Below are 24,740 nucleotides of genomic sequence, written 5' to 3'. Positions count from 1 at the left end.
CGTCCCTTTCGGATCTTGTCGGATGAGATCGGGCGATGCCGGACGCCGGCCGGCGACGGTCGGAGGCCCTCGGACTGCCGGTCCGGCTCGTGCGCGCCGACGCCCACCGGCTGCCGTACGCCGAGGCATCCTTCGACGGCTGCCGGATCGAACGGCTCCTCCAGCACCTGGACGACCCCGCCGCCGTCCTGGCGGAGGCGCGCCGGGTCCTCGCACCCGACGGGAGGCTCGTCCATCACGGAGCTGTCCCACGTCATCTCCTTGGAACGGGCGGTACACGCGGCGTGGACCGGCGGCCCGCTCGCGCGCGGGCGCGCCGAGGCCCTGCTCCGCGAACAGCGGGAGCTCTCGGAGTCCGGCGGATTCCGCGCCACGTTCCAGCGCTCCACGCGCGCCTGGGCACGGCGCCCTCCGGCGGGCGGAGACCGTCGACCCGACCGGCCGACTGTTATCGTCCGGGATATGCCCGAGCTCATAGCCCCCAGCCCCCACCTGCACTCTTCCTGGCTCGACGCGCAGCGGGAATGGGGGGCGGACGCCCACATGGACGGCGGTGGGCTCGGCTCCGACGACGAGGTGGACACCTCGGAGGGCTTCGCGGCCTGGGTGGACCGGCTGCGCCGCTGCTCGGACCGCACCCTGCCGGTCGACCACGGCCGGGTCCACGCCACGTACTGGTGGATCGCCGACGGCGACACCTACCTGGGCGCGATCGACCTGCGGCACTACCTGAACGGCTTCCTCCTCGACGCGGGAGGCCACATCGGCTACAGCGTGAGGCCCTCGGCACGTCGCCGGGGCCTGGCCACCTGGGCCCTGGGAGCCGTCCTGCACGAGGCACGCGTCCTGGGCATGGACCGGGTGCTGCTGACCTGCGACCCGGACAACGAGGCATCGGTCCGCACGATCGAGGGCAACGGCGGTCGGCTGGAGGACGTCCGCGACACCCTGATCGGGCCCAAGCGGCGCTACTGGATCGACCTCTAGGCCGTCTCTTTCGGACGTGTCGGTCCGCCGCGGTACGGCCGCGGTGGGTCGATAGTGGGGTGGTGAGCGACAGGTCGGAAGGACCCCGGCAGGGCGAAGCCGAGGACGGCACCGCCTGGTCGGGACGGGACGGAGCGCGGGCGTTCGCGGCGGTGGAGGCGGCCACGGACCGGCTACTCGGGTATCCGTTCGTCTTCCGGGCCCTGGCCCGCCGGATCGGCGCCGGTGACGTCCTCGTGGACTACGGATGCGGTCCGGGCAAGGTGGCCGACGAGGCGGCCGGGCGGCTGGGGGCGCGGGTGCTGGGGGTGGACACCTCCCCGGAGATGTTGGCCCTGGCCCGCGGCTCGACGACCGCGGTGGCCGAGTACCACCTGGTCGAGGACGGCCGCGTCACCACTCTGCCGGACGCCTGCGCGGACGCGGTGATGTGCAACCACGTACTGGCCTCCCTGCCGACCGAGGCGGCCGTGCTCGGGGTGTTCACCGAGATCCGCCGACTGCTCCGACCGGGCGCCCCGTTCGTCCTGCTGGTCACCGATCCCGACCGCAGCGGCACCGAGTACGCCTCCCTGCGGATCGGTGACCCCGGCGAGGTGTACGCGCCGGGCGACGAGCTGACCGTACGGCTACGGCGCACGGACGGCTCCTGGCAGGAGGCACGCAACCACGCGTGGCCCGTCGGCTTCCTCCCGCCCCTGTTGGAACGCGCGGGATTCCGGGACGTCGTCCAGCACCGTCCCACCGTCGACGAGGCCCTGACCGTGGCGGACGCGGACCTCGCCGCCGGCCGCGCGTGGTCGGCCGAGCGCGCCGCCCCACCCCTGGTGATCACGACAGCGCTCGCGGCCTGATCCGACACCCTCGGCGGCACGCCGTGAAGGGCCTCGGTGTTACTGTCGCGCCATGTCGTCCAAGGCCGAAATAGACGTGGTGACCGCCGAGTTCTTCGGCGCCTTCGACAATCGCGGTGGCAAGGCCGCCGATCTGGACCGGATCCGGCGGCTGGTCCTGCCGGGCGGCGTGATCACCATGACCGGCCCGCGGTTCACGGTCTACACGGTGGAGGAGTTCATCGAGCCGCGCCGCCTGTTGCTGGCCCCTGGTGGGAGCCTCGTCGAGTTCTCCGAGTGGGAGACCTCCGAACGGACCGAGATCGTGGGCGACATCGCGTCGCGGTTCGGCGAGTACCGCAAGTCCGGGACCCTGGACGGCGAGCCGTTCGAGGGGGCCGGGACCAAGACCATCCAGTTCGTCCGCACCACGGACGGCTGGCGGATCGCCGCCTTCGCCTGGTACGACCAGCCCTGATCACGGCCGGCCGGACCCTCCGGCTGCCTTCGAGGAGAGTTCCCGGTATGCCCCTCACCCGCGGCGACGCGATGCCGAGCCCCGTACACGGCACGGTCGGTACCACCGCGCTGCCCGAAGCGGCCGGGACGGTGCTGGACATCGCGCCCACCGACCGTGGCGTCGTCCTGCTGGGCGACGAGGGACGGATCCTGCGCTGGGACACCGACTCGGGCCGCTGCACCGAGGTCGCCCGCACCACGGTCACCGTGCCGGCCGACGCCGAGCCCTGGGGCGACCGGGTACAGACCCTCCGGCTGCACGCCTCGCGCGACGGCGCCTTCGCGGCCGTCGTCATCGACCACGGCCGCACCGGCGAGGTCCTCGACCTGTCCACCGGTCGCGTCACCGTTCCGCTGGAGAACGACGGGTACGACAGCGAGACGGTGCCCTTCTCCCTGGCGTTCGTCGAACACGCCGGACGTGCCGTCGTCCTGCACCGCAGCGAGTGGAACCTCATCGAGGCCACGGATGCCGCCACGGGCACCCAGGTCGCGCGCATGCCGGCGGCGTACGGCGACTCCCCGTCCCGGTCGGAGCACTTCCACGGCGCCCTGCATCCCAGCCCCGCGGGCACCAGGATCGCTTCGGACGCCTGGGTGTGGCACCCCCTCGGCACGCCCGTCGTCTGGAACCTGGACCAGTGGCTCACCGAAGGGGAGGAAGCCTGGAGCGGGGACATCGGCTGGGCCGATCTGCCGACCTGCGCGTACCACTGGAACCGCCCGCTCGTCTGGCTCGACGAGGATCGCCTCGTCCTGGGCGGTCTGGGCGACGACGAGGAGGAACTGCTGCCCGGGGCCCGCGTGTTCGACCTCGGCCGCCGAGGGCCGGGCGCAGCCGGCGTGCCCGAGCAGCCCCCCGAGATCGCGACCTTCGGCGGGCCCCGAGGCCGGTTCTTCGCCGCGGACGGGCTGCTCTTCGCCTCCTCGGAGTCCGGGCTCGAGATCTGGAACCCCACCACGGGCACCCGCCTCGGCTCCCTCGCCGGATTCCACCCGACGCACCACGACCGCACCCGCGGCGAACTGCTCGAACTCTCCGCCCTCGGACTGCGCCGCCTACGGACCGCCGCCGCCCGGGCCTGACGACGCTCAGGCCGGGACGCACGGGGCGAGCGCGGCGCGCAGTCGGGCGAGCCAGGCGGCGGCCGACCCCTCCACCCCGGGTTGGGCCGCACGGAAGCGCTGCCACGCCCGCTCGTCCACCCGGACCCCGGCCAGGCGAGGTGGCGCGGGGAGGGGTCGCTCCCGTCCCGCTTCGGCCAGTAGCACGGCGTCGTACAGGTCCTTGCACCGCGGACCGTCCTCGGTCACGGCGTCCGCCACCAGCCAGCGCAACTTCCAGGCCAACGAAAGCCCGAGGCTCGCCGTCCGGACCACCGTGACCCCGCCGTCGCCGCGTGGCACGGCCGTCCACACGGGTGCCTCGGGCAGCCGCTCGTCGCGGGCGAAGTCCAGCTGCGCCGTCCCCACCGCCCCCGAGTCCGCCCGCCACGGGATCAGGATCCTGATCCCCGGGGGCCCGAACTCGCCGTCCGCGTACGTGTAGGCCCACGTACCGTCCCGGCGCGCCCCGTCCGCGTCCAGCAGGACGCCCGCGGTGGCCCGCGGACATGCGCGGATCCGCTCCAGCAGCTCCTCGTACGGCGGGAAATCCGCCGGCTCCGGCTCCGGTTGCCAGGTCAGGCCCTCCGGCGGGACGTTCGCGCGCAGGCCACGGGTCTCGAACTCCGCCTCCCCGTCCCCCCATATCTCGTAGCGGGCCGCACCATCGGCGGCCTCCGGCCACTGCTGCACGGCGTCGTACCCGGCGACGTACGGATGGGGATCGCGGGGGTCGACGGGGACCGGCGACGGCGGCGTCACGACGAAGTCGAGGTCACCCGGCGGCCGGGCCCGGCCCCCGACCCACGCGGGCATGACCATGCTGCCCCGCAGGACCAGGTCGTCGCCCCACGCGGAGTCCGAGATCAGCCACAGCAGATGGTCGAGGACGGCGCGGCCGGGCCCCGCGGCGTCGGCCCTGTCGTTCACGGTCATGCGTCGACGGTAGACGCGACCACTGACAGGGCGGGCCGGTGGACCGGGCCTCGGCGCCGGCTCACCGGAGCGGGTGCCGCCCCTCCGACCCGGCCGGCCGGCGGGCCTGTCAGGTGTCGTACTCGCCGTTCCACGGAGCCGAGAAGCCCAAGCGCTCGGGATGCAGCTCAGCCCGGTCGTCCTCGCCGTCCGAGTCATCGGCACGGCACTCCGTGACGAGCCCGAAGACCACACCATCGACAGCGATCCGGACGGCCGGATCGCGATGTCGTGCTACTCCCGCTTCGCGAGCCCGTCGAGACCGGCGGCGAGACGGGCTTCCGCGCGGGCCACCACGGACTGCTCGTCATGCGGACGCTTCATCGGCTCCGCCCACGTTCCGGCACACCAGATGTCCGACTCCTGTCGGTGCCCGTGGTGGTCGAACGTGTGAAGCACGGCGAAGAGCCGCTTCTGCTCCTCCCAGCCGTCCCCGCTCGTGAACCCGTCCGGGAAGGCGTAGGTGACCGAAGCCAGGAACTGTCCGCCGCTGAAACGGCCGATGGTGCTCGTCCGGTGGTCCGGCTCATGAGCGAGGGGGATGATGTCGGGGACAGCCATGCCCGCAGCTCAGGTGTGCGGAGTGCAGCAGCCGTCCCGCAGCATCTGATCCAGCACCGATCGCCAGTCCCCGGACTCCGGGGCCGGCGGGGTGAAGGCCCGCTCCAGGGCGGCCTGTTCATGGAGTGTTCCGCCACGGAAGGTCGCCCGTACCCGGACCAGCTCGTCGAAGTCCGTGAAGGGGTGGCCCCCGACCAGGGTGAGGTCGGCGATCCGGCCGGGCTCGACCGTGCCCAGCCGGTCCGCGACGCCGAACATCCGGGCCGGGGCCGAAGTCACCGTCGTCAGCGCCTCGGCCGGCGACAGGCCGTACCGGTGCAAGGCCCGAAGGGCCAGGTGGAGGTGGAGACCGACCGGGGTGAGCGGTGCGTCGGTGCCGAGCGCCAGGCGCCCGCCGCCCGCGATGACGCTCCGGTAGACGGCGACCTCCCGCTCCAGGGCGAGGCCCTGCTCCGCGGTCGGCGGTGCGGCCGCCGCGGCCCGGACGGCCGCCACGTCCCACGGCGGCATCAGGGACGTCACCCGGACGTCGTCGGCGAGCGCCGGATCGGCGCCGATCAGCGGAAGGGCGGTGAAGGGGGTGGCGATCAGGTCGAAACCGCCGTGCGTGTAGACCTCCAGGGTGTCCTGGTACGTGTGCCCCCGCGGGGTCGCGCCGTGCCCGTACTCGGCACGCTCGGTCGCCACCAGATGCGTCGTCAGGTCCTGGCCGGAGCGGATGCCGGGGGCGCACAGATGGGAACCGGCCAGGACACCGAGCCGCTCGTGCGCGAACCGGGCCGCCTCGGCCATGTACGGGTACGGCGCCCGTACGTACGTCTTGACGAAGTCCCAGTCCAGCGCCGCGGCCCGGGCCAGCGAGCGGGCGAACCCCGCCTCCGTGCGATGGGCGCGCCCCATGCTGTAGGCGACGCGCGATCCGTCGAGGAGCTCCCCGCCCGCCAGCATGCGGGGGGAGGCGAGCAGTCCGGCCCGGATGTCCTCGCGGAGCCTGGCCTGTTCGTAGGCGGAACCGCCGAGGGAGACCACCGTGGTGACCCCGTACGCGAGGTGCAGCGCGCCCTGCCGCGCCCCGTAGGTGTAGGGGTACGGATGGACGTGGGAGTCCCACAGTCCCGGCAGGACCGTGCCGTCGGAGGCGTCCACGGTGCGGGTCGCGCGGCGGCCCGACCGGTGCGGTTCGACAGCGGTGATCCGGCCGCCGCCGATCAGGATGTCGACGTCGGCCCGGGGCGGGGAGCCGGTGGCGTCCCACAGCAGTCCCGCGTGCACGACGGTGTCGACGGGAGTGGGGCGCCGGTGGTTCAGGGAGACGGGCACGGTCCGCGGCGCTCCGACCGGTACGCCCGCACCGTCGAGGGAGAGCAGACGAAGCCGCGCACAGGACTGGTAGAGCAGGGTGCGGGAATCGGCGGACCACGAAGGGTGGTCGGCGGGCTCGTCGGTCAGGCGGCGGGCCGGTCCGGTCGGGGCGCCGTCGGGGGCGACGGGAAGCAGCCAGAGGGCCGACTCGGCGACGCAGGCCAGGAAGCGGCCGTCGGGCGACCAGACGGGGCCGGAGGCGTAGCGGTCCGCGAGCGAGGCGTGGGGGGCGAGCGCGTGGAGACGGGCCGCCCCGGTGCGGGTGTCGACGATCCGGATGAGGTTGTAGCCCTCACGGAAGCGCCTGCTGAGCCGGTTGCGGTCGCACAGGGCGAGGTGGCGGCCGTCCGGCGACCAGCTGGGCGGGCCGGGCAGACCGCCGCCGCCGAGGGCCGCGACCAGGGGGGTCTCGGACCCGGTCGCGAGGTCGCGGACGAGGAGTCGGCCGGCGAGGTCGAGGGCGGCGAGCCGGCTGCCGTCCGGCGACAACACCCCGTAGACGCGGCCGCCCGGGGCGAGGACGCTCTCCCGGCCGGTGTCGAGTTCCCGGCGGCGCACGGTGTTCAGGCCGTCGCGGTCGTCGGTGTAGACCAGCGCCCGGCCGTCCGGGCTCCACACCGGGCCTTGGACGTACGCCGTGACGGGGGCCTGGACGACCTTGCGGGGTGCGCCGCCGGTGACGGGGGCGACCCACAGCGCGTTCAGCGCGGCGAAGGCGACGCTGCGTGCGTCGGGGGAGAGGGCGGGCAGGTGGATGCCGCGGACCGGAAGACTCCGCACGGCCTCGAGGACATACTCCTTGACCCGGTAACGGGGTCGGGGCACGTCGAGGGTGGCGTCGAGGGGGAACTCGCGGCGGTCGGCGCCGCCCGCACCGCCCGCACCGTCCTCCCGGTGCGGGCGGATCACCCGGAACCGGCCGTCGAGGGTGATCAGCAGCCGGTCGTCGCCGATCCAGCGCGGGGGTGCGGGCGCGAGGTCGCCGTCGAGCGGGACCGGCCGGCCGTCGACGACGAGGGAGAGGTTCTCGGCTTTGCGGGGGCCGGGAGCCGCCGACAGCCAGGCGGTGCGTCCGGCCGGGGAGAGCGCGGGTGCCAGCAGCCTGCCCTCGGTGACGGTGTGCTCGACCCGGACGGGGTCCCCGGCGGCGGGTTCCGCGGCCACGGAGGCGATGGTCCGGGCGGTCAGGGTTTCCCCGGCGGGCGTGCCGCGTACGAACAGCACGCGCGAACCGTCCGGCGACCAGACCGGGTCGAAGTCCTCCCACTCGCCGCCCTGGCCGGGACCGTCCTGCCCGGGCAATCCGGTCAGGCGGCGCGGTCGGCCGCCGGTGACGGTGACCGACCAGATCCGGTACGGGCTGCCCGCCACCGGATCGCCGCCGCGCTCGGAACAGAAGGCGATGGTCCGGCCGTCGGGCGACCAGGCGGGTGCGCGGTGGTCGAACGGGCCGTCGGTGAGGGGGCGCAGGCCGGAGCCGTCCGCGTTCATCACCCAGATGTGGAAGGCGCCGCCGCGGTAGGCGCTCATCGCCACCTGGCGGCCGTCGGGGGAGTACACCGGACGGCCGGGTTCGAGGTCGGGCGGGGTCAGCGGCGTCGCGGGGGAACCGTCCGGGGGCAGCGACCAGAGGACACCCTGCACCTCCGCGACGACCCGGTCCCCGGTGGCGGTGGCGGTGGCCGCGCCGTTGGTCGCGCGGGTGAAGCGCAGCCTGACCACGTCCCCGGTGGCGCTGTCAGGGGCGGCTCCCCCCGGCGTGGCCGACGCCTCGGGCGGGCGGCCGAGCAGCGCCGTCAGGGCACCGGCCGAAGCCGCCTGTAGCAGGGTCCTTCTCGTGACGCGCACTCCGACCACTCGCCCTGTCCGTCGATGACTGTCCCGAATGTCCTGTCAGCCACGCAAACGATCACGACCCCCGTCGAGCAACGGCGCCGCGCGGGTGCACCGGAAAAGGGTTTGACCCCGTGGGCCGTCGGAGATCGGATGGTGCCCCATGACCACCGCGCAGATGCATGCCGACGCGTACCCCGTCGACGAGGACCTCGTACGCCGGCTGATCGCCGGGCAGTTCCCCCGGTGGGCCGACCTGAGCGTGCAGCGGCTGCCGTCGGGCGGCACGGTCAACGTGATGTACCGGCTGGGTGACGACATGGTCGTGCGGCTACCGATGCTGGCGGGCGGGGCCGCGGACGTGGCGATGGAGCAGGAATGGCTGCCCCGCCTGGCACGCCGATTGCCTCTACCCGTTCCGGAAGTCCTCGGGGCCGGGGAGCCCGCCGAGGGGTATCCGTGGTCGTGGTCGGTCCTGCGATGGTTGGAGGGGGAGAACCCCGTGGCCGGGGCGCTGCACGAGCCCGTGGCGCTGGCCCGCGACCTGGCCGGGTTCGTCGCGGCGCTGCGGAGCCTCACCCTGCCGGGGGCGCCGAAGGCCTACCGGGGCGGGCCGCTCGCCCTGCTCGACGGGTCGACCTGGGCGGCGATCGAGCAACTGCGTCGGATCCCGGAGGAGGGCATCGACTGCGATGCCGTGGCCGCCCTATGGGAGGACGCGGTGCGGGCGCCGGAGCCGCAGGGCCCGCCGGTGTGGCTGCACGCCGATCTGACACCGGGGAACCTGCTGGTGGCCGGGGGCAGGCTGAGCTCGGTCATCGACTTCGGGTGCATGGGGGTGGGGGATCCGGCCTGCGATCTGTTCCCCGCGTGGAACCTGTTGCCGGCCGACGCGAGGACGGTCTTCCGCGCGGAACTCGGCGTGGACGACGCGACCTGGCGCCGCGGCCGGGGGCGGGCGCTCTCCCAGGCGCTGAACGCGTTGCCCTACTACCGCACGACGAATCGGACGATGGCGACCAACGCCCGGCACGTGATCAGGGAGGTGCTGGCGGAGGGCTGACGGTGAGGCCCGGCCGGGCCCGGCGGGACCGCGCCGGGCCCGACCCTGCCGTTCGGCGGACCTGCGTCGCTCAGGAACTGGCCGCGGAGGTGCAGGCCGTACTGCCGCCGCAGAACGTGACGTCCCAGTGGTTGCTCTCCCGGGCGTAGACATTGCCTGCCGCGGACCGGTAGCGGGCGGCGCCGTCGCCGCGGTCGGCGATGCGGGTGAAGCTGCCGGTGACGTAGGCGCTGACACAGCTGGTCGGGCTGAAGTCGATCTTGTAGCCGTTCCAGTGGCTGTAGGTGCCCGAAGCATGCCCCACCTCGGTGCCTCCCGTGATGGTGAGGGTGCAGTGGCTCGCGTTGCGCAGGGTGCTGACGTCGCTGATGGTGGCGGCATTGACCTGCTCCAGCGAGGTGCACGTGCTGTTGTTCCGGTTGCTGCAGCCGCCGCTGGAGGACAGGCCGATGCCGCCCGTCGCGTTCAGCCTGCTCACCGCCGAGGCGTGGCTCAGCTTCGCCGGGGCGGCGTGGGCGGTGCCGGGAACGAGCAGGGCCACGAGGACCGCCGTGGTGCCGACGAAGCCGGTGGCGACGGAGCGGGTGGCGAGGGTGCCGCGGACTCGACTGCGCATGAGGATCTTCCCCTTGTCAGGATCGGCGTGCTGGCAACACCCACTTCAGCAGCTCACGGTGGAGCCTTCCGCCTCCGATCCAGGAAGGGCCGGAATCACTCCCGGATCAGGCCGATCCGTGCTCGTCCCGGAGTCGGTCGCGCTGCACCTGGTGGGCGAGGGTGCGGCGGACCGAGGCCGAGGCCGAGGCCGGCGCCGGTGCCGGGGTGCCGGTCGTCGGCTTGGGCGGGACGTCGAGACCGCGGCTGATCTCGTCGTACGCGGCCCGGAAGCCGGCGGGCAGTTCCGTGCGATGGCGTGTCAGGTCCTCCTCCAGGAGGCGCCGCAGCTCGTCGACGGTGCGGGGTGTGAAGCGCTTGCCGCCCCGGGCGAGGGCGTCGACGCGGCGGGTGCAGCGTGCGGTGTCGACGCTCTCCGCGACTGCCTCCGCGAGCCCCCACAGGCGCCCTTCGAGCCACGGGGTGTCGTACTGGTCGAGGGCGAGATCCATCGGCGGCGCGGGGTGTTCGCCCGTGTACTTCGCCACCTGCTTGGAGACGGCGGGCTGACTCATGTCCGTGATCCGGGCGATCGTGCCCTGGGTCCAGCCGAGGTCGGCGAACAGCTTGATCATCTCGGCGCGCAGCCGCCGCATCTCCTCACCCGCGCGGATGACCTCGTTCATACCGGCGAGCATCCGCACGGCCTGTTCCTCGGTCAGCGCTCCGGGTGCCCCTGGGTCAGTCTTCAGGTCACGCTCTCGGTCTGCCACGACTCGGTTATACACGGCCCGGGCGCCTCCCTCATAACCAGGTTGTACAACCAGGTTATGGCCGGCTGGATCCGTGGCATGCCCACATTCACCGCACCTGACGGAACCCGGCTCGCCTACCGCGTCCACGGCAGCGGCGACCCGCTCGTCTGCGTCCCCGGTGGCCCGGCGGACTCCGCCTACCTCGGGAACCTCGGCGGTCTGTCGGCGCACCGCCGGCTGATCGTCCTGGACCTGCGTGGCACCGGCCGGTCCGCGGTCCCCGAGGACGCCTCCTCCTACCGCTGCGACCGCCTCGTCGAGGACGTCGAGGCCTTGCGCGCACACCTCGACCTCGACCGGATGGACCTGCTGGCGCACTCGGCCGGCGCGAACCTCGCCGCGCGCTACGTGGCCCGGTACCCGGGCCGGGTCCGCAGGCTCGCCCTGATCACCCCCGGTACCCGGGCCGTCGGCGTGGAGATCACGGGGGAGAGCCGGCGGGAGCTCGCGCGGCTCCGGAAGGACGAGCCCTGGTTCCCCGAGGCGTTCGCGGCACTGGAGGCGATCACCGAGGGCGCCGGCGGCGGTGACCGGGACGCCATCGGCCCCTTCTTCCACGGGCGTTGGGACGCCGCTGCCCGGCGGCACCAGGCAGCGGCCCGCCCCGACAACACGGAAGCCGTCACCCTCTTCGCGGCCGAGGGCGCCTTCGACCCGCCGGCCACCCGGGCCGCCCTCGCCACCTGGCGGAACCCCGCGCTGCTGCTCGCGGGCGAGTTCGACCTCAACAGTCCCCCTCGGGCGGTGGCCGAGTTCGCAGCGCTGCTGCCCGGCGCCACACTCGTCGTACAGCGGGGCGCGGGCCACTACCCGTGGCTCGACGATGCCGACCGGTTCGTGGCGACCACCGCGGCGTTCCTGACGTAGGGAAGGGGGCGGCCCGGAGAGCAGGGCGATGGCCCGGCCGAATTCCCCCCGGCCGGGCCATCATCGGGCGGACGCGTCGTCCCACGCGCTGGCGTGACTCACCAGAGCACGGGCAGGCGCTCCGGGATGCGCTTCATGAAGCGGGTACGCCACACGAGCTGGTCGACCGGCACAGCGAGTGCGAGGTTGGGCATCTTCTCCAGGAGCACCTCGATGGCGATCTCGGTGTGCCGCTTGCCGAGAGCGGTGGCCGGGCAGTAGTGCTGTCCGCCGCCGAAGGAGAGGTGCGTGCCCGCGTTCGGCCGGTCGATGTCCGCGACGTGCGGGTCGGGGTAGACGTCGGGGTCGGTGTTGGCGGCCTCGACCAGGACGAGCATGAGCTCGCCCTTCTTGACCTCCACGTCGCCGAGGGTGACGTCCTCCAGCGCGAGTCGGGGCAGGCCGTCGGCGATCGACAGGTTGATGCGCAGGAGTTCGTCCACCGCGGCCGGGATCTTCTCCGGCTCCCTGCGCAGCCGCTCCCACATCTCCGGGTTCTGGAGGAGGGAGACGATCGCCATGGTCAGGAAGCCCATGGTCGAGATGACCCCCGCGCCGAACAGCGTGACGCCCACGGTGGCGAGCATCTCGTCCGTCAGGTGGTCGTACTGGGGGTCGTTGCGCAGAGCGGCGAGCTCGGCGATCAGGCCGGTGGTGGTGGGGTCGTCGAGCCGCTCCACCATGTAGGCGATGTCGCGGTCCCAGTTGAGCTTGGCACCGGTGACCGGGCAGGCCGAGTTCATGAACGCGATGTCGAGGCTGGCCGCGAGACGCGGTGCGTCGGACTCGGGAATGCCGAGGATGCGGCAGTGGAGGTTCTCGGCGTACGGGTTGGTGAACTGACCGCGCAGGTCGACCGGCGCCCCGTGGCTCAGCAGGCTGTCGACCAGGCTGGTGGCCTGGGCGCGCATCCAGTCGGTGAGCCCGTCGGTCTTGGGGTTGATCGCCTTGAGCACGGCCTTGCGCAGGCCCGCGCCGGTGATGTTGCCCATGTTGTTGACGACCTCGGGCGGGATCGTCAGCGCGTACTGGCGCGGCACACCGGGTGCCGAGGTGTCCTTCAGGCTGAACCGGGGGTCTTCGAGGACCTGCTTGGCCAGCGGATAGGAGGAGACGAGCCAGGCTTCGTCGCCGGCTATCGTGCGAACCCGCTTCACCGGCTCGCCGCGCAGTTCCTCGATCTCGGGCGGGAGCTGGTCGCCGCGCGCCGAGAAGGGGAAATCGAGGAGGGCGTCAGTGGACATCGGAAGCTCCTTCGGCGGGGGTGATGATGGCGTGACCCTGGTTGCGCGAGGCGCGCAGGCCCGAGCCGCGTGAGTAGAGCAGTTCCGCCATGGGCAGGAGCTGGTGGTAACAATTGAGAGAGGACGGCACGCCGAGAATGGCCGGCGTGTCGAGGAAGAGCGGCATCTCGGCGCAGACGTACTCCAGGCACACCTCACGCTGTCGCGTGGTGGCGGCCTTCCCGTTCAGGACCTTGGACGAGAGGAACGCGTCGACCAGCGAGTTGCTGGTCTTGCGGAACTCCGGGTCGGTGTCCAGCAGGTTGGTCAGGTGACGGTGGAGCGCCCGGTAGGCAGGGATGTCGGTGAGGGATGACATCGGGCGGGCACGGAGGCGTACGCCGGTGGGATCGGCCTCCGCGGCGGCGTTGTTGACCTTGGCGCGGACGCCGCGCAGGTTCTTCACCGCCTTCCGTCGTGCTTCGTCCTCGCCGTAGCCGAGAGCCTCGTACATCTCGGCCACGTGCATGTCGGTGTAGATGAGGTCGACCTGCTCGAAGTTGCGCAGGCCCCAATGGGCAAGGTCATTCACACGTTGGGCCGAGAAGTAACTGTTCCCCGGGGAAATGCCTATGACGGCATGATCGCCTTCGGTGCTGATCACCTGGCAATGCGGGGTGTACGGCCGGACTGTGAAGACTTCGGTTGCTGTCGTCAACAGGGGTCGGGTCCTTTGTGCCGCTAGTCCCATGGGGCCCTGTGCCCCGGGTGTGGCGGCGACGTGACAGAAAGCTACCTCAACTCTGAGCGACGTTCCATGCGTCCTGGGTAGTAACTCATCTGGTGGACGACACAGTTGACCCGGGCACCTTTTGAACAGGGCAGATACGGGCCCTGGCGGCGGCCGGGCGACTGTGTTTCACCGGCTGTTTCCGGAATGTCCACCGGTGTGAAATCGGTCGGCCGACCGGAATTCCACCCTGTCGAATCGGGTCGATTCCAGCGGGGAGCCGACACGGAAGGATCCTCAGCCTCCGCTTGCCGTACGGGTTTTTCCGGACGGCGTGCGCGACGGGCGGGCCGACCGGGAACCGCGGCGTAAGCGGAGTCGGGCGCGGTCGGGCGCGGCGAAGGGCCGGGAAGGCGGCCCCTCGCCCCGTCAACCTGCCTTGGGCGCGACCGGTTTGTGGCCGGGATACACGTGATCCGGGGTCACGATGCTCGTGACCGCTTGGCCGAAGAGCGTGCTGGGCTCCTGACCCTTGTACTGGCTGTCGGTGTTCAGGACGATGACCATCGTCGCCTGCGCCGACGGCAGGTAGACGGGTAGCACCTCGTAGCCCGGGATCGAGCCGTTGTGGCCGATCCAGCCCTGTACGTCGAAGATGCCGAGTCCGTAGCTCGCACCGGGGATGTCCATCGGGGTGGTCTTCAGGCGTTCGGCCTGAGTCGCCGGCTTCAGCAACGTGCCGGTGGCGAGGGTACGGGCCCAACTGCGCAGGTTCTGGACGTCGGAGACCATCTCTCCGGCCGCCCAGGCCCAGGACGGATTCCAGCGGGTCGCGTCCTCGACCTTGCCCGAGGCCGTCTGGTCGGTGTAGCCGTGCGCGTAGGGCGTCGGCAGGGCCGGGCTCGTCGGGAAGACCGTGCTGCGGAGTCCGGCCGGCCCGAGGACGTCTTCGGTGATCACCTCGTGCAGCGGCCGCCCGGTGATCTTCTCCACGACCAGACCGAGCAGGATCAGGTTGGTGTTGCTGTAGTCGAACTCCGCGCCCGGCTCGAACAGCACGGGGTGTCCGAACGCGACGTCGAGCAACTGCTGCGGCGTGAAGGACTGTTCCGGATCGTCCTCGAACTTCTTGACGAAGCTCTCGTCCAGGCTGTAGTTGAAGAGACCGCTGCGCATGCCCGCCAGTTCCCGCAGGGTGATGCGGTCACCGTTCGGAACCCCTGCGACGTACGTGCCGATGGGGTCGTCCAGACCCACCTTGCCCTGGTCGACGAGTTGGAGGAGGGCGGTGACGGTGAACGTCTTGGTCTCGCTGCCGATGCGCACGTGGAGGTCGGGAGTCATCGGCGCACCGGTCGCCTTGTCCGCCACACCGAAGGACCGCAGGTAGCTCCCCTTGCCGGGGGCCCACAGTCCGACCGTGACCCCCGGCACCTGTGCCTCGCGCATGACCTGGCGCACGGCCGCGTCGAGTTGCGCCGCGACGGCCGGTGTGAGGGGCGTGAAGCCCGTATCGGCCTGCGAGGAAGGGGGAGGGGTGGGGGAGGGGGTCGGTGTGGGGGCCGCGGAGGCGGAGGCGGAGCGTTCGGGAGCGGACGCCCCCGATGCGGAGCCCGCGGCCGCCGGTGCGATGAGCGCTCCTGTTGCGGCGGCGGCCGCGCAGGCCCGGCGTAGCCGGAGGTGGGTTGGCTTCACGGCATGGTCTCCTGCCGTCCGAGGGACCCGGGCAACACCATCAGCGTAGGTCCGCGTGCCCCCGATCGCGCGGTGAGCCCCCCGCCGCCGGGGGCCTCAGAACGGCGGGAGCTCGCGCAGGTGTCCCTCCCCGACGAGCGCGACGCCGCCTCCGACGCGTACCGGGCCTATGTCCCGGCCGTGGCCGTCGGCGCTGACGGTCATCGTGCTGGGGCGGCCGGTGAAGCGGCCCTGGCGCAGCAGACTCCGCTCCCCGGGGCCGATCCGGCCGTGGCTGCGCAGATAGGCGGCGGCGCAGCCGGCGCCGCTCCCGGTGGCGATGTCCTCCAGGAGCCCGTCGTTGTTCCAGTGCCTGCCCTCCATCGCCGTGGCGTCCAGCAGGTAGGCGAACTCGGCGCCGACGCGTGCCAGGGGAGCGTCGAGCGGCTGGGTGACGCGGGCGCGGGCGAGCGCGTCACCGCGTACGGGGAGCACCAGGTAGCGCAGGCCCGTGGAGACCACCTCCGGGGGCAGATCGGGGTCCAGGTCGGCCGGCCCGAGGGCGAACAGGTCCGCCAGGCCCTCGGGGTCGGGGCTGCCGAGGAACGTGGCCGCGCCTTGGTCGAGTTGGCTCGCGTACCGGCCCGGGCCGCGCCGGTCGGTGGTGACCCGTACCGAACGATCGGGCAGGCGCAGGCGCCAGGCCTCGTGGCCGGCGGCGCCGTGCAGGGCGTGCAGCACGGCGGCGGCCCCGATGAGGGGGTGCCCGGCGAAGTCCAGCTCCCCCGCGAGGTCGAACACGCGCGCCCGCCATGTGCCCGGCCGGCCGGGCGAGTTGTCGCGCATGAGGAACACGGACTCGAAGTGCCGCAGTTCCTGAGTGATCGCCTGCATCTGTGCGCCGGTCAGCGGATCCGCCTCCGGGAACACCGCCAGGCTGTTGCCGCTGTAGGGGCGGTCGGTGAAGACGTCGACGTGGTGGTAGCGCATGGCGGCGACGCTACCGGGGCGGCCGCGGCGGTGGCCGCGGTGCGTCGGCGCCGGGCCGGTCCGGGAGGGAATCGGAATCGCCGGCCGAGGGGGCGAGCATTCCGCCCCTGTGGTCGTGGCGGCGGCGAAGCACTTCTACGGCGAACGGTTTCACCGCCCGGAGGACGGTGAAACTCGCCCCTAAGGGCTGTCCCGTCATCCCCGGTGGATCAGCGCGCGGCGTCAGATGCGGTGCATCGCAAGGCGGAGGAGCGTCCCCATACTGGGCGTATTCGGGCGTTCCGACAACGCAGCGAGGTGCCGTATCTGTCGTCGTGCGCCCGCCGGGGATTACGGGACAACCCTTAGGGTGGCGCGCTGTGGAGCAGGGCCGGGCCCGTATTCCACGTGAACCCGTAGAGCGCGTCGATCCGGGGCGGCATGATTCCACGGTTCATGAATATGGGCCGTATATGGAAAGTATTATCGCGATCTTCATCAACTCCTCCTTGCCTCTGCGAAACAATTCCCCTGTTCAGGGAATCGGCCGGTAGGAAAGGCGTCGCGACCCGAAGATGGGCGGCTTGCCATCGGAGATTTCCCGGCCCTTGCCGGCGGGTCTAGGCTTCGGCCGTGACCAGCGCAGAAGTGACCCGGCGGCGGCTGATGGGTGTCGGCCTCGGTGCCCTGGCGGGGGTGGCGGCGGGCTGCTCGGGGGGTTCCGGTCCGGTACGGCGGCTACGGCTCGCCACGGGGCCCGAGGGCGGGCCGTACAACGCGTTCGGGCGGGCGCTCGCGCAGGCCGTCGCGGCGAGCGGCCGCCGGATCGAGATCGTCCCGGTGAGCACCGCGGCCAGCGTGGACAACCTGCGGAAGCTGGACGACGGATCCGTCGAGCTGGCCCTGGCCATGGCGGACGCCGCCGAGGACGCGGTGCTCGGGCGGGACACGTTCCCGCGGCCGACCGTCGCGACGGCCCTGGCCAGGGTCTACGTCAACTACACGCACCTGCTCGTCCGGGGGGACGGGCCGGTGCACTCGGTGCGGGACCTCGCGGGGCGCCCGGTCGCGGCAGGCGCGGCGGGCTCCGGGGTACAGGTGGTGGCGGAACGGGTCCTGCGAGCGGCCGGGCTGAGCGGCGCCCCCGCCTCGCAAGCCGCGGCGGACGAGCGTCACCTGGGTCTGGCCCCCTCGGTGGGCGCCCTGCGCGAGGGCTCGATCGACGCCCTGTTCTGGTCCGGAGGGGTACCCACGCCGGCCCTGGCGGACCTGGCCCGCGAGCTGCCGCTGCGGTTCCTGCCGCTCGACGCCCACGTCGGCGCGCTCCGGGAGCGCTACGGCCCCGTCTACACGGCGGTCACACTGCCCTCCGGGGTGTACGGGCTGACGGAGCCGGTGGGGACCATCGGGGTCGGCAACTACCTCCTGGCACGCGCCGATGTGCCCCAGGGCGCCGTGCGCGACCTGCTCCAGGTGGTGTTCGACCGCTGGCGCGACTTGCTGCGGGAGGTGACGGCGGGGGCCCGGCTGGAGCCGCGGTTCGCCATCTCCACCGGCGAGGTGCCGCTGCACCCCGGCGCGGTCGCCCACTACCGGGCGGTGTACGGCTGACGACCCCGGGCACTGCTCCGGTGAGGTTCGCCGGAACCAGGCCGCCGAAGCGGCCGGCAGCCGGAGACGCCCCCATCTCTTCCCTCGAGGGAAACGAGGCCGCGTCGGATCGGGCGGCCGGGCAGTATGGCGGCGTGGCTGATCTTCTGTGGGATGACGTGAGCTGTTTCTTCGACCCGGACCTGATGGGGTCGCTGCCGGACATGCGGGTCCCGGATTGTTCGGTGGAGGACTGGCAGGCAGTCCTCGATCTTGTCGAGTCCCGCGGCTGGAAGTGCCGGTACTCGGAAGGCGAGACGGTGTTGCCGGTGCCCCGGGCGGAGACCGTGTTGTCCCGCGCGGCTGACGCCGAGTGCCCGGACCTGCGGGTCTGGCCGACTCCCGAGGTGCTGGCGATCTTCCGTTTCAAGGACGACGAGGCCATCGACTTCGACGTCGACCTGCGGGAGTTGCAGGGCCAGGAACGACTCGATGTGTTCTGCGGCTTCCTTCGGGAGATCGGGCGACGCTTGGGCAAGCCGGTCCTGATGGATCCGGAAGGCGACTACGGTCATCCGGTGCTCGGCTTCGATGTCGAGGCCGATCGGGTCGTCCTTCTGACTGAACCGCCGGTAGTGAGCGCTGCGGCCGCAGGCCGGGACTCGTAGCAGGTGCCGGTACGGAGCATCGCGAAGAGGACATCGGCCCGCCGTCTTGTCGTCGTCGGCCGGCGATGCGGTCGGGCAGGGCGGCGAACGCGGAGAGGAAGAAGGCCCGTTGGATACGCGGGGGCGGGTCCTGATGCCGATCCCCGGTATCGACGCCAGGATTTTCGCAAGAGGGTGGGCCTCCGGGAGTTCGGGCCTGTACGGGCGGGAGCACTAGCGATGCGGTTCCATGGCCTTGAGCAGGCAGTCACGGTCGTCCGCGCCGAGCGGTCCGTCGGGAAGCGTCTCGTCCTCCAGCAACGCCCGCAGGGCATCGGCGTGCGCGACGAAGGCGGCCCTGCACCGCTCGCGTTCCGGGTGATCGCGGTCCGTCCCGAAGAGCGGCGCCTGGTGTTCGGCGTCGACGTCGACGGGCTCGGACAGCAGAGCGGCGACGACCAAGAGGTCAACCAGGCCGGGCCGCACCGCGATGTCCGGGACGGCTGCCAGGCGGATCAGGAACGGCAGGGCGGCCGGCATCGCGGCGCTCACGTGAAAGACGCTGTCCATCAAGACATTGCCCAGCACCCGCAAGGCCTCGGGGCCGACTACCTCGTCCAGGAGGGCGTGGAGCAGGGCCTCGACCCCGGCAGGGCATCCGGGGATCTGTGACCAGGCGACATCGGCGCAGCCCAGTAGAGCGGGGTGGTCGCATGCGGCCTGCCGCATCTGCGGATGTTCGCGGAGGAACCGATCGACGGCGGCCTCTTTGACCGCCGCATCCATCACACACAACTCACTGCCCCCGTTCCCTCGCCCCGAGCGGGGTCCGCAGGACGGAACTCTTCCTGGGGTGGGCGTCGCACGCAAGCGCCGAGGCCGGTAGCCGCCACCTGCCGGGTCGAGGCAGTGCGTACCAGCCCCGGTGTCCGTCCGGCGACCGGGTTTCGGGTCCGGCCTCGGCCGTCACACGGGAGCGGGGGCCGGGAGTCGGAGTTCCACCGCCAGGCCGTGCGGCTCATGGCCGCCGACGTCGAGTCGGCCGCCGCTGATCCGGGCGATCTCGTCGGCGATGGCCAGTCCCAGGCCGCTGCCGGGGACATTCTGGTGATCCGGGGAACGCGCGAAACGGCGCAGCAGCAGGGGTAGTTGTTCTTCCGGCACGCCCGGGCCGTCGTCCGTGACCCCTACGACGACGGCGCCGGCGGTGCTCACGTCCGGCGCCCGCGTGGCGCGCACCTCGACGCGGCCGCCGCGCGGGACGAACTTCACGGCGTTGTCGAGGACCGCGTCGAGGATCCGGCCCGTCGCGTCGGGCAGGGCGCGGGCCCGCAGGCCCTCGGCGAGGTCGGCGGTCACCAGTTCCACCCCCGCGGCGCGGAAGACCGGCGTCCAGGCCGCCACCCGCTCCCGTACCGCCCGCGACACGTCCTCTTCGGTCAGGTCCGCCGCTCCCGACTCCACACGGGCCAGCGCCAGCAGGCCGTCGAGCAGCTCCTCCAGGCGCTCCGCCTCGTCCAGGGCGCGGCCGTGCTCGGCCAGGCCCGGCCCGGGTGCGATGTGCGGCTCGACGTTCTCCAGTTGCAGCACCAGGGTGGCCAGCGGATTGCGCAGCTGGTGGGAGGCGTCGGCGACGAAGTCGCGTTGGCGGCCGATGGAATCGGCCATCGCCTCCGCCATCGTGTTGAAGTGCCGCCGCAGGTGACGCAGTTCCGGCGGACCGGTGTCGGACACGGCCCGGGCCTGCAGGCTGCCGGCCGTCAGTCGCTCGACCGCCCGGTCCAGGTCCCGTACCGGGCGCATCAGCCAGCGTGCGATCCCGGCCGCGACCAGAGCGGCTGCCGCGAACGCGCCGAACGCCCCGGCGGTGATGAGCGCCCAGCGGACCGTCACGTCCCGGCGGGCGGCCTCGGTGGGTACGGCCATCAGGACCGCCCCGCTCACCCGCTCGTCCCGGCCCACCGGTTCGGCCAGCACGACGGTGCGCGGCCCCCACGGGCGCAGGGTGGGAAGCCGGTCGGTCGGGCGGCCGGTGAGGGCGCGGAGACGGGCCTGGGCCCCGGCGGAGGAGCCGCCGGAGGCGCTGTCGGCGTCGGTGGCCGCGTTCGTGGCGGCCTCCGCCGCCGGACCGGTTCCGGCCCGGGCCACCGTCGCCCCCGCGGAGTCGACCACGACCACCCCGGCTCCGTACAGCTGCGCGTAGCGGCCGATCTCGGCCGACAGCTCCGCCCGGTCGGCGGCCGTACGCATCCGATCGGCGAGGTCGGCGAACCGGACGGCCTCCGAGCGCCGTTGCAGGAGCAGGTGCTCGGTGCGCCCGCGTGCGTAGGCATCGGCCAGGGGTACGCAGAGCAGCAGCGCCGCCGCCCCCATGAGCACCATCAGCACCGCCAGCAGCCGGCGCCTCACCGCTCACCGCCTCCCGCGGCCGGGCCCGGCCGGCCGAGCTGGTAGCCGAACCCCCGGACGGTGCGTACCAGGCCGGATCGGCCGGTCTTGGCGCGGATGCCCGCCACATGGACGTCCAGGGAGCGCGAGGCCGCGAGGAAGACGTCGCCCCAGATCCGGTCCAGGATCACCTCGCGGGAATGCACCTCGTCCGGACGCGCCGCCAGAAAGGCCAGGACGTCGAACTCGCGCCGGGTGAGCCGTACCTCGGCTCCCGCCACCGTGACGGTGCGAGCGGCGAGATCCACCTCGACATCGCCGGTGCGCACGGGCCGGGACCCGGCCACTGTCAGGTCACCGGGGTCCGGACGGCCGAGGTGCGGATCGGTGCGGCGCCGTACGGAGTCGATACGGGCCATCAGCTCGGCCATCCGGAACGGCTTGACCACGTAGTCGTCGGCCCCCGCCCGCAGCCCCTGCACGATGTCACGCTCCTCGCAGCGCGCCGTCACCACGATCAGCGGCGCGTCGCAGACCGTACGCAGCCGGCGCAGCAGCTCCAGCCCGTCGAGGTCGGGCAGGCCCAGGTCGAGCAGGACGAACTCGGCCTCGCGGACGTGCCGCAGGGCGTCCAGGGCGCGCCCGACCCGGCGGACGGTGTGCCCCCGCTGGGCGAGGGCCGTGCCGAGGGCCTGGGCCATGCGGTCGTCGTCCTCGACCAGTAGCGCGTGCATAGACAGTCCCTCGCGACCTGTGACCGGGCCCCGACCTACCGGAGCCGCTCCGGCGGAGGCTCTGGCGCAGCCACCGGGCCCGGATCCCCGTGGCCCGGGCGCAGCAGCTTACGGGAGTCACCGGATCGGGGCCGGTGGCCCGGGACACCGGACCGGGCCACCGCTCCGGGGTCGGACGATCAGTGCGCGGCTTCGGCGGGAGCCGCCGCCCGCCCCTCCCGTTCGGGCTCGCCGTCGGCCTCGGCCTCGGCGCGGCTCAGGGCGGCGGCGCGGGTGTCCGGCATGAGCACGTAGGTGACGAGGGAGATCAGCGCGCACCCGGAGACGTACCAGAAGAACATCTTCTCGTGGCCGCTGTTCTTGAACCACAGCGCCACGTACTCCGCCGTGCCGCCGAAGAGCGCGTTGGCGATCGCGTACGGCAGTGCCACGCCCAGGGCGCGCACCCGGGTCGGGAACAGCTCGGCCTTGACGGCCGCGTTGATGGACGTGTAGCCGGTGATGATGACCAGCGCCAGCAGGGACAGCCCGAGCGCGGACCAGTACGAGGACGCCGACCCGAGGGCGGTCATGATCGGGTACGTGCCGACGGTGCAGCCCACCGCGAAGGTGATCAGCAGCGGCCGGCGGCCGATCCGGTCGGACAGCATGCCGGCGAAGGGCTGCAGGACGGCGAAGAGGGTCAGCGCGGTGAAGCTGACGAGGGTGGCGGTGGTCTTCTCCATGCCCGCGCTGCCGACCAGGTACTTGGTGAGGTAGGTAGTGTAGGTGTAATAGGCCACGGTGCCGCCGAGGGTGAGTGCCATGACCAGTCCCGCCTGCCGCCGGTACTGCCACAGGGCCTTCAGCGTGCCGCGCGTGCTGTCGTCGTGGGCGTCCTCGCCCGACGCCGACGACTCCTCCCGGAAGGCGTCGGTCTCCTGCAGCCGGCGCCGCAGCCAGAAGACGACCACCGCGAACAGCGCCCCGACGAGGAACGGGATCCGCCACCCCCAGCTCTCCAACTGGGCGGTGGTCAAGGTGTGCTGCAGGGTGATCAGGATGCCCAGGCCGAGCAGCTGCCCGCAGGTCATCGACACGTACTGGAAGGACGAGCCCAGTCCGCGCCGATTGCGGGCCGACGCCTCGGTCAGGTAGGTGGCGCTGGCCGCGTACTCGCCGCCGATGCTCATCCCTTGGAGCAGCCGCGCGAGCAGCAGCACCAGGGCGCCGAAGTAACCGGCCTGCCCGTAGGTCGGGGCGACGGCGATCAGCAGGGCGGCCACCGACATCATGGTGACGGTGAGCGTGAGCGCGCTCTTGCGCCCGTGCCGGTCAGCGGCGCGCCCCAGGATCCACCCTCCGACCGGACGCATCAGGAAGCCGACGGCGAAGATCCCGGCCGTGTTCATCAGTTGGGTGGTGGGATTGTCGCCGGGGAAGAAGGAATCGGCGAAGTAGATCGCGAAGCTGGCGTAGACGAACCAGTCGTACCACTCCACGAGGTTGCCGAGCGAGCCGCCGACCAGGGCCAGACGGCGCTTCCTGCGCTCGTCCCCGGGCGGCGACGCGGGCATGACGACGGACGAGGACATGGCGGCTCCAGAGAGAAGTCCCTGATGAGGGACGGCAGAACTGCCCCGGCGATGGGGGAGTGTCCAGAGCATGCGGCGGCCGTCGTACCCGGACAAGGTCCGCCACGCAGATCTAACGTTCCGCTAAGAAAGCTCCTGGGAAGGCCCCGGGGCCGCCGGATTTCACCATTCGGTCATGCGCACGTCATGTCCGCTCCACGGTCGTCACCCGAACGTGGCCCACGGTGGGGGCGGCTCGTCGCGGGACGCCGGCGGACCCCGGCACACCACCCGCCGACCCCACCTCGTACCCCTCAACAGGAGGCAAGATGCGCGTGATCCCGAGCAGGCGGACCCCGGTCGTGGCCGCGGCGGCCATGGTGGCCCTGGGGGCGATCGCCGGACCGGCGCACGCCCACCCGGACCACGGCGGCACGACATCACCGCTGCCCCGGGTGACGGCCTCCGTCGAGACGCCCTCCCTCTTCGACGACGAGGTCGGCGGCAACGCGAACGCCGACGACCCGGCGATCTGGCGCAACGCCGAGAACCCCGACGCCAGCCTGGTCGTCGCCACCGCCAAGGAGGGAGGCCTGCGCGTCTACGACCTGGACGGACGCCAGGTGCAGTCCCTGCCCGCGCCCGCGCCGCCGAGGGACGGCGACAAGCCCGGACGCTTCAACAACGTCGACCTGATCAGCGGACTGCGGTTCCCGGACGGCCGGCACGACGTGGCCGTCGTCTCCGACCGCGGCCGCGACCAGCTGCGCGTCTACCGGATCGACCCGAAGCGGCCCACCGCCCCGCTGGTCGACGTCACCGACGAGACGGCCGCCCCGCAGGTCTTCTCCACCGGTCAGGACGAGGTCAACGACCAGCGGACCGCCTACGGCCTGGCCGCGTACACCGACCGCCGCAGCGGCCGGTCGTACGCGATCACCAGCCGGCGCCACGCCACCGACCTCGCGCTGGCCGAACTGCTGCCGAACGCCCAGGGCAAGGTCGGCTACCGCACCGTCCGCACCACCTCCCTGCCCGCCTCCTTCACCCTGCCGAACGGGAAGACCTGGACGCCCTGCGGCGAACCGGGCGAGCGGCCCCAGGTCGAGGGCATGGTCGTGGATCCCGACACGGGAGACCTCTACGCCGGTCAGGAGGACGTCGGCATCTGGAAGCTCGACGCCGACCTGCGTTCCCCCGCCCGCCTCGTCGAGAAGGTCCGCTCGTTCGGCGTGCCCGGCACATGGAACCCCGGGACGGAGGAGTGCGACGCGGGCACCGACCCCGGCTTCGGCTGCCGGCACGTCTCCGCCGACGTCGAGGGCCTGACCATCTGGCGCGACCCGAAGCAGCCCGGCCGCCGCGGCTACCTGCTCGCCTCCAGCCAGGGGGACGACACCTTCGCCGTCTTCGACCGCGAGCACGGCAACGCCTACGTCAGCGGCTTCCGCATCGGTGACGCCGCGAAGCCCGGATCGCCCGACGGCTCGCAGGAGTGCGACGGCGCCGCCGTCACGACCGCACCGCTGGGCAAGAGGTTCCCGAACGGCCTGCTGGTCGTGCAGGACGGCCACAACACCCCGTCGACCGCCGGAGCCGACGGCGAGCCCCGCACCGACACGGACTTCAAGTTCGTCGACCTGGGTCTCGTGAAGCGGGCCGCCCGCCTCTGAACCCGCC

General features: G+C 72.5%; 22 protein-coding genes and 1 pseudogene. 10 read left to right on the top strand and 13 right to left on the bottom strand.

Features of this window, described 5'->3' with window-relative positions; genetic code table 11:
• Positions 1-35: 35 nt before the first annotated feature.
• From ACGFYY_RS21495 to ACGFYY_RS21475, 5 genes and pseudogenes are all read left to right on the top strand, one after another.
• A pseudogene (locus ACGFYY_RS21495) lies at positions 36-221 on the top strand (methyltransferase domain-containing protein); the annotation flags it as partial.
• Between the two features lie 241 nt (positions 222-462).
• Positions 463-987: a GNAT family N-acetyltransferase gene (locus tag ACGFYY_RS21490; protein WP_393711391.1), complete on the top strand. Its 525-nt coding sequence runs from the start codon at positions 463-465 to the stop codon at positions 985-987.
• Between the two features lie 62 nt (positions 988-1,049).
• Positions 1,050-1,841 carry a class I SAM-dependent methyltransferase gene (locus ACGFYY_RS21485; RefSeq protein ID WP_393711531.1) on the top strand — a complete coding sequence of 264 codons (792 nt, stop codon included), beginning with the start codon at positions 1,050-1,052 and terminating at the stop codon, positions 1,839-1,841.
• Positions 1,842-1,893: 52 nt separating this feature from the next.
• Entirely contained in the window at positions 1,894-2,298 is a 405-nt protein-coding gene (locus ACGFYY_RS21480) for a DUF4440 domain-containing protein (protein WP_365273729.1), read from the top strand.
• 47 nt (positions 2,299-2,345) lie between these two features.
• Entirely contained in the window at positions 2,346-3,425 is a 1,080-nt protein-coding gene (locus ACGFYY_RS21475; RefSeq protein ID WP_393711389.1) for a hypothetical protein, read from the top strand.
• A gap of 6 nt (positions 3,426-3,431) precedes the next feature.
• Here the strand turns inward: ACGFYY_RS21475 and ACGFYY_RS21470 are convergent, their stop codons facing one another.
• The 3 genes from ACGFYY_RS21470 to ACGFYY_RS21460 form a co-directional block, all read right to left on the bottom strand.
• Complete coding sequence (locus ACGFYY_RS21470) at positions 3,432-4,379, bottom strand: nucleotidyl transferase AbiEii/AbiGii toxin family protein (protein WP_393711387.1); 948 nt, start codon at positions 4,377-4,379, stop codon at positions 3,432-3,434.
• A gap of 273 nt (positions 4,380-4,652) precedes the next feature.
• The gene (locus ACGFYY_RS21465; protein ID WP_393711385.1) at positions 4,653-4,979 is read right to left on the bottom strand and encodes a hypothetical protein; all 327 of its coding nucleotides are present in this window, start codon (positions 4,977-4,979) and stop codon (positions 4,653-4,655) included.
• 9 nt (positions 4,980-4,988) lie between these two features.
• On the bottom strand, positions 4,989-8,189 hold the full coding sequence (locus tag ACGFYY_RS21460; RefSeq protein ID WP_393711383.1) for an amidohydrolase family protein: 3,201 nt from the start codon (positions 8,187-8,189) through the stop codon (positions 4,989-4,991).
• A gap of 148 nt (positions 8,190-8,337) precedes the next feature.
• Here ACGFYY_RS21460 and ACGFYY_RS21455 point away from each other — a divergent pair, with 148 nt between their 5' ends.
• Positions 8,338-9,237, top strand: coding sequence for an aminoglycoside phosphotransferase family protein (locus ACGFYY_RS21455; protein WP_393711381.1), 900 nt, complete (start codon positions 8,338-8,340; stop codon positions 9,235-9,237).
• Between the two features lie 70 nt (positions 9,238-9,307).
• Here ACGFYY_RS21455 and ACGFYY_RS21450 read toward each other — a convergent pair whose 3' ends face one another.
• Both ACGFYY_RS21450 and ACGFYY_RS21445 read right to left on the bottom strand, forming a co-directional pair.
• A complete protein-coding gene (locus ACGFYY_RS21450) occupies positions 9,308-9,859 on the bottom strand; it encodes a hypothetical protein (RefSeq protein WP_393711529.1) in 552 nt (183 codons plus the stop codon).
• Positions 9,860-9,959: 100 nt separating this feature from the next.
• On the bottom strand, positions 9,960-10,604 hold the full coding sequence (locus ACGFYY_RS21445) for a sigma-70 family RNA polymerase sigma factor (protein WP_393711379.1): 645 nt from the start codon (positions 10,602-10,604) through the stop codon (positions 9,960-9,962).
• 78 nt (positions 10,605-10,682) lie between these two features.
• Here ACGFYY_RS21445 and ACGFYY_RS21440 point away from each other — a divergent pair, with 78 nt between their 5' ends.
• Positions 10,683-11,513 carry an alpha/beta fold hydrolase gene (locus tag ACGFYY_RS21440; protein ID WP_393711377.1) on the top strand — a complete coding sequence of 277 codons (831 nt, stop codon included), beginning with the start codon at positions 10,683-10,685 and terminating at the stop codon, positions 11,511-11,513.
• A gap of 98 nt (positions 11,514-11,611) precedes the next feature.
• Here ACGFYY_RS21440 and ACGFYY_RS21435 read toward each other — a convergent pair whose 3' ends face one another.
• The 4 genes from ACGFYY_RS21435 to ACGFYY_RS21420 form a co-directional block, all read right to left on the bottom strand.
• Complete coding sequence (locus ACGFYY_RS21435) at positions 11,612-12,796, bottom strand: cytochrome P450 (protein WP_393711375.1); 1,185 nt, start codon at positions 12,794-12,796, stop codon at positions 11,612-11,614.
• Positions 12,786-13,526: a tRNA-dependent cyclodipeptide synthase gene (locus ACGFYY_RS21430; RefSeq protein WP_393711373.1), complete on the bottom strand. Its 741-nt coding sequence runs from the start codon at positions 13,524-13,526 to the stop codon at positions 12,786-12,788. Before ACGFYY_RS21430 ends, ACGFYY_RS21435 begins: the two co-directional genes overlap by 11 nt.
• Before the next feature lie 408 nt (positions 13,527-13,934).
• Entirely contained in the window at positions 13,935-15,200 is a 1,266-nt protein-coding gene (locus tag ACGFYY_RS21425) for a serine hydrolase domain-containing protein (protein WP_393711371.1), read from the bottom strand.
• 96 nt (positions 15,201-15,296) lie between these two features.
• Entirely contained in the window at positions 15,297-16,169 is an 873-nt protein-coding gene (locus ACGFYY_RS21420) for a PhzF family phenazine biosynthesis protein (RefSeq protein WP_393711369.1), read from the bottom strand.
• A gap of 612 nt (positions 16,170-16,781) precedes the next feature.
• Between ACGFYY_RS21420 and ACGFYY_RS21415 the strand changes: the two genes are divergently transcribed.
• Both ACGFYY_RS21415 and ACGFYY_RS21410 read left to right on the top strand, forming a co-directional pair.
• Positions 16,782-17,759 (top strand): TAXI family TRAP transporter solute-binding subunit, encoded by a 978-nt coding sequence (locus tag ACGFYY_RS21415; protein WP_393711367.1) that lies wholly within the window; start codon positions 16,782-16,784, stop codon positions 17,757-17,759.
• A gap of 134 nt (positions 17,760-17,893) precedes the next feature.
• Positions 17,894-18,406: a hypothetical protein gene (locus ACGFYY_RS21410; protein WP_393711365.1), complete on the top strand. Its 513-nt coding sequence runs from the start codon at positions 17,894-17,896 to the stop codon at positions 18,404-18,406.
• Positions 18,407-18,619: 213 nt separating this feature from the next.
• On the opposite strand, the gene ACGFYY_RS21405 is transcribed toward ACGFYY_RS21410, so the two are convergent.
• From ACGFYY_RS21405 to ACGFYY_RS21390, 4 genes are all read right to left on the bottom strand, one after another.
• Entirely contained in the window at positions 18,620-19,171 is a 552-nt protein-coding gene (locus tag ACGFYY_RS21405; RefSeq protein ID WP_393711363.1) for a hypothetical protein, read from the bottom strand.
• A 180-nt stretch (positions 19,172-19,351) separates the two neighbouring features.
• The gene (locus ACGFYY_RS21400) at positions 19,352-20,794 is read right to left on the bottom strand and encodes an ATP-binding protein (RefSeq protein WP_393711361.1); all 1,443 of its coding nucleotides are present in this window, start codon (positions 20,792-20,794) and stop codon (positions 19,352-19,354) included.
• Positions 20,791-21,507, bottom strand: coding sequence for a response regulator transcription factor (locus tag ACGFYY_RS21395; RefSeq protein ID WP_393711359.1), 717 nt, complete (start codon positions 21,505-21,507; stop codon positions 20,791-20,793). The genes ACGFYY_RS21400 and ACGFYY_RS21395 overlap by 4 nt, the downstream gene beginning before the upstream one ends.
• 179 nt (positions 21,508-21,686) lie before the next feature.
• Positions 21,687-23,063: an MFS transporter gene (locus ACGFYY_RS21390; RefSeq protein WP_393711527.1), complete on the bottom strand. Its 1,377-nt coding sequence runs from the start codon at positions 23,061-23,063 to the stop codon at positions 21,687-21,689.
• A gap of 326 nt (positions 23,064-23,389) precedes the next feature.
• Here ACGFYY_RS21390 and ACGFYY_RS21385 point away from each other — a divergent pair, with 326 nt between their 5' ends.
• Positions 23,390-24,733, top strand: a complete 1,344-nt coding sequence (locus ACGFYY_RS21385; RefSeq protein ID WP_393711357.1) for a phytase — start codon at positions 23,390-23,392, stop codon at positions 24,731-24,733.
• The last annotated feature ends 7 nt before the right edge of the window (positions 24,734-24,740 follow it).

The organism is Streptomyces sp. NPDC048331 (assembly GCF_043201215.1).
In the GTDB taxonomy this organism is placed as follows: domain Bacteria; phylum Actinomycetota; class Actinomycetes; order Streptomycetales; family Streptomycetaceae; genus Streptomyces.
The sequence above is the reverse complement of the archived record's forward strand: the minus strand, read 5'-3'. Positions and strand labels throughout refer to the sequence as shown.

Bases quoted from the DNA above. Each gene is read 5' to 3' on its own strand.
- ACGFYY_RS21455 (WP_393711381.1), top strand. From the start codon at position 8,338: ATGACCACCGCGCAGATGCATGCCGACGCGTACCCCGTCGACGAGGAC.
- ACGFYY_RS21420 (WP_393711369.1), bottom strand. From the start codon at position 16,169: ATGCGCTACCACCACGTCGACGTCTTCACCGACCGCCCCTACAGCGGC.
- ACGFYY_RS21440 (WP_393711377.1), top strand. From the start codon at position 10,683: ATGCCCACATTCACCGCACCTGACGGAACCCGGCTCGCCTACCGCGTC.
- ACGFYY_RS21475 (WP_393711389.1), top strand. From the start codon at position 2,346: ATGCCCCTCACCCGCGGCGACGCGATGCCGAGCCCCGTACACGGCACG.
- ACGFYY_RS21390 (WP_393711527.1), bottom strand. From the start codon at position 23,063: ATGCCCGCGTCGCCGCCCGGGGACGAGCGCAGGAAGCGCCGTCTGGCC.
- ACGFYY_RS21395 (WP_393711359.1), bottom strand. From the start codon at position 21,507: ATGCACGCGCTACTGGTCGAGGACGACGACCGCATGGCCCAGGCCCTC.
- ACGFYY_RS21490 (WP_393711391.1), top strand. From the start codon at position 463: ATGCCCGAGCTCATAGCCCCCAGCCCCCACCTGCACTCTTCCTGGCTC.
- ACGFYY_RS21470 (WP_393711387.1), bottom strand. From the start codon at position 4,379: ATGACCGTGAACGACAGGGCCGACGCCGCGGGGCCCGGCCGCGCCGTC.
- ACGFYY_RS21465 (WP_393711385.1), bottom strand. From the start codon at position 4,979: ATGGCTGTCCCCGACATCATCCCCCTCGCTCATGAGCCGGACCACCGG.
- ACGFYY_RS21435 (WP_393711375.1), bottom strand. From the start codon at position 12,796: ATGTCCACTGACGCCCTCCTCGATTTCCCCTTCTCGGCGCGCGGCGAC.
- ACGFYY_RS21385 (WP_393711357.1), top strand. From the start codon at position 23,390: ATGCGCGTGATCCCGAGCAGGCGGACCCCGGTCGTGGCCGCGGCGGCC.
- ACGFYY_RS21480 (WP_365273729.1), top strand. From the start codon at position 1,894: ATGTCGTCCAAGGCCGAAATAGACGTGGTGACCGCCGAGTTCTTCGGC.
- ACGFYY_RS21430 (WP_393711373.1), bottom strand. From the start codon at position 13,526: ATGGGACTAGCGGCACAAAGGACCCGACCCCTGTTGACGACAGCAACC.
- ACGFYY_RS21405 (WP_393711363.1), bottom strand. From the start codon at position 19,171: ATGGATGCGGCGGTCAAAGAGGCCGCCGTCGATCGGTTCCTCCGCGAA.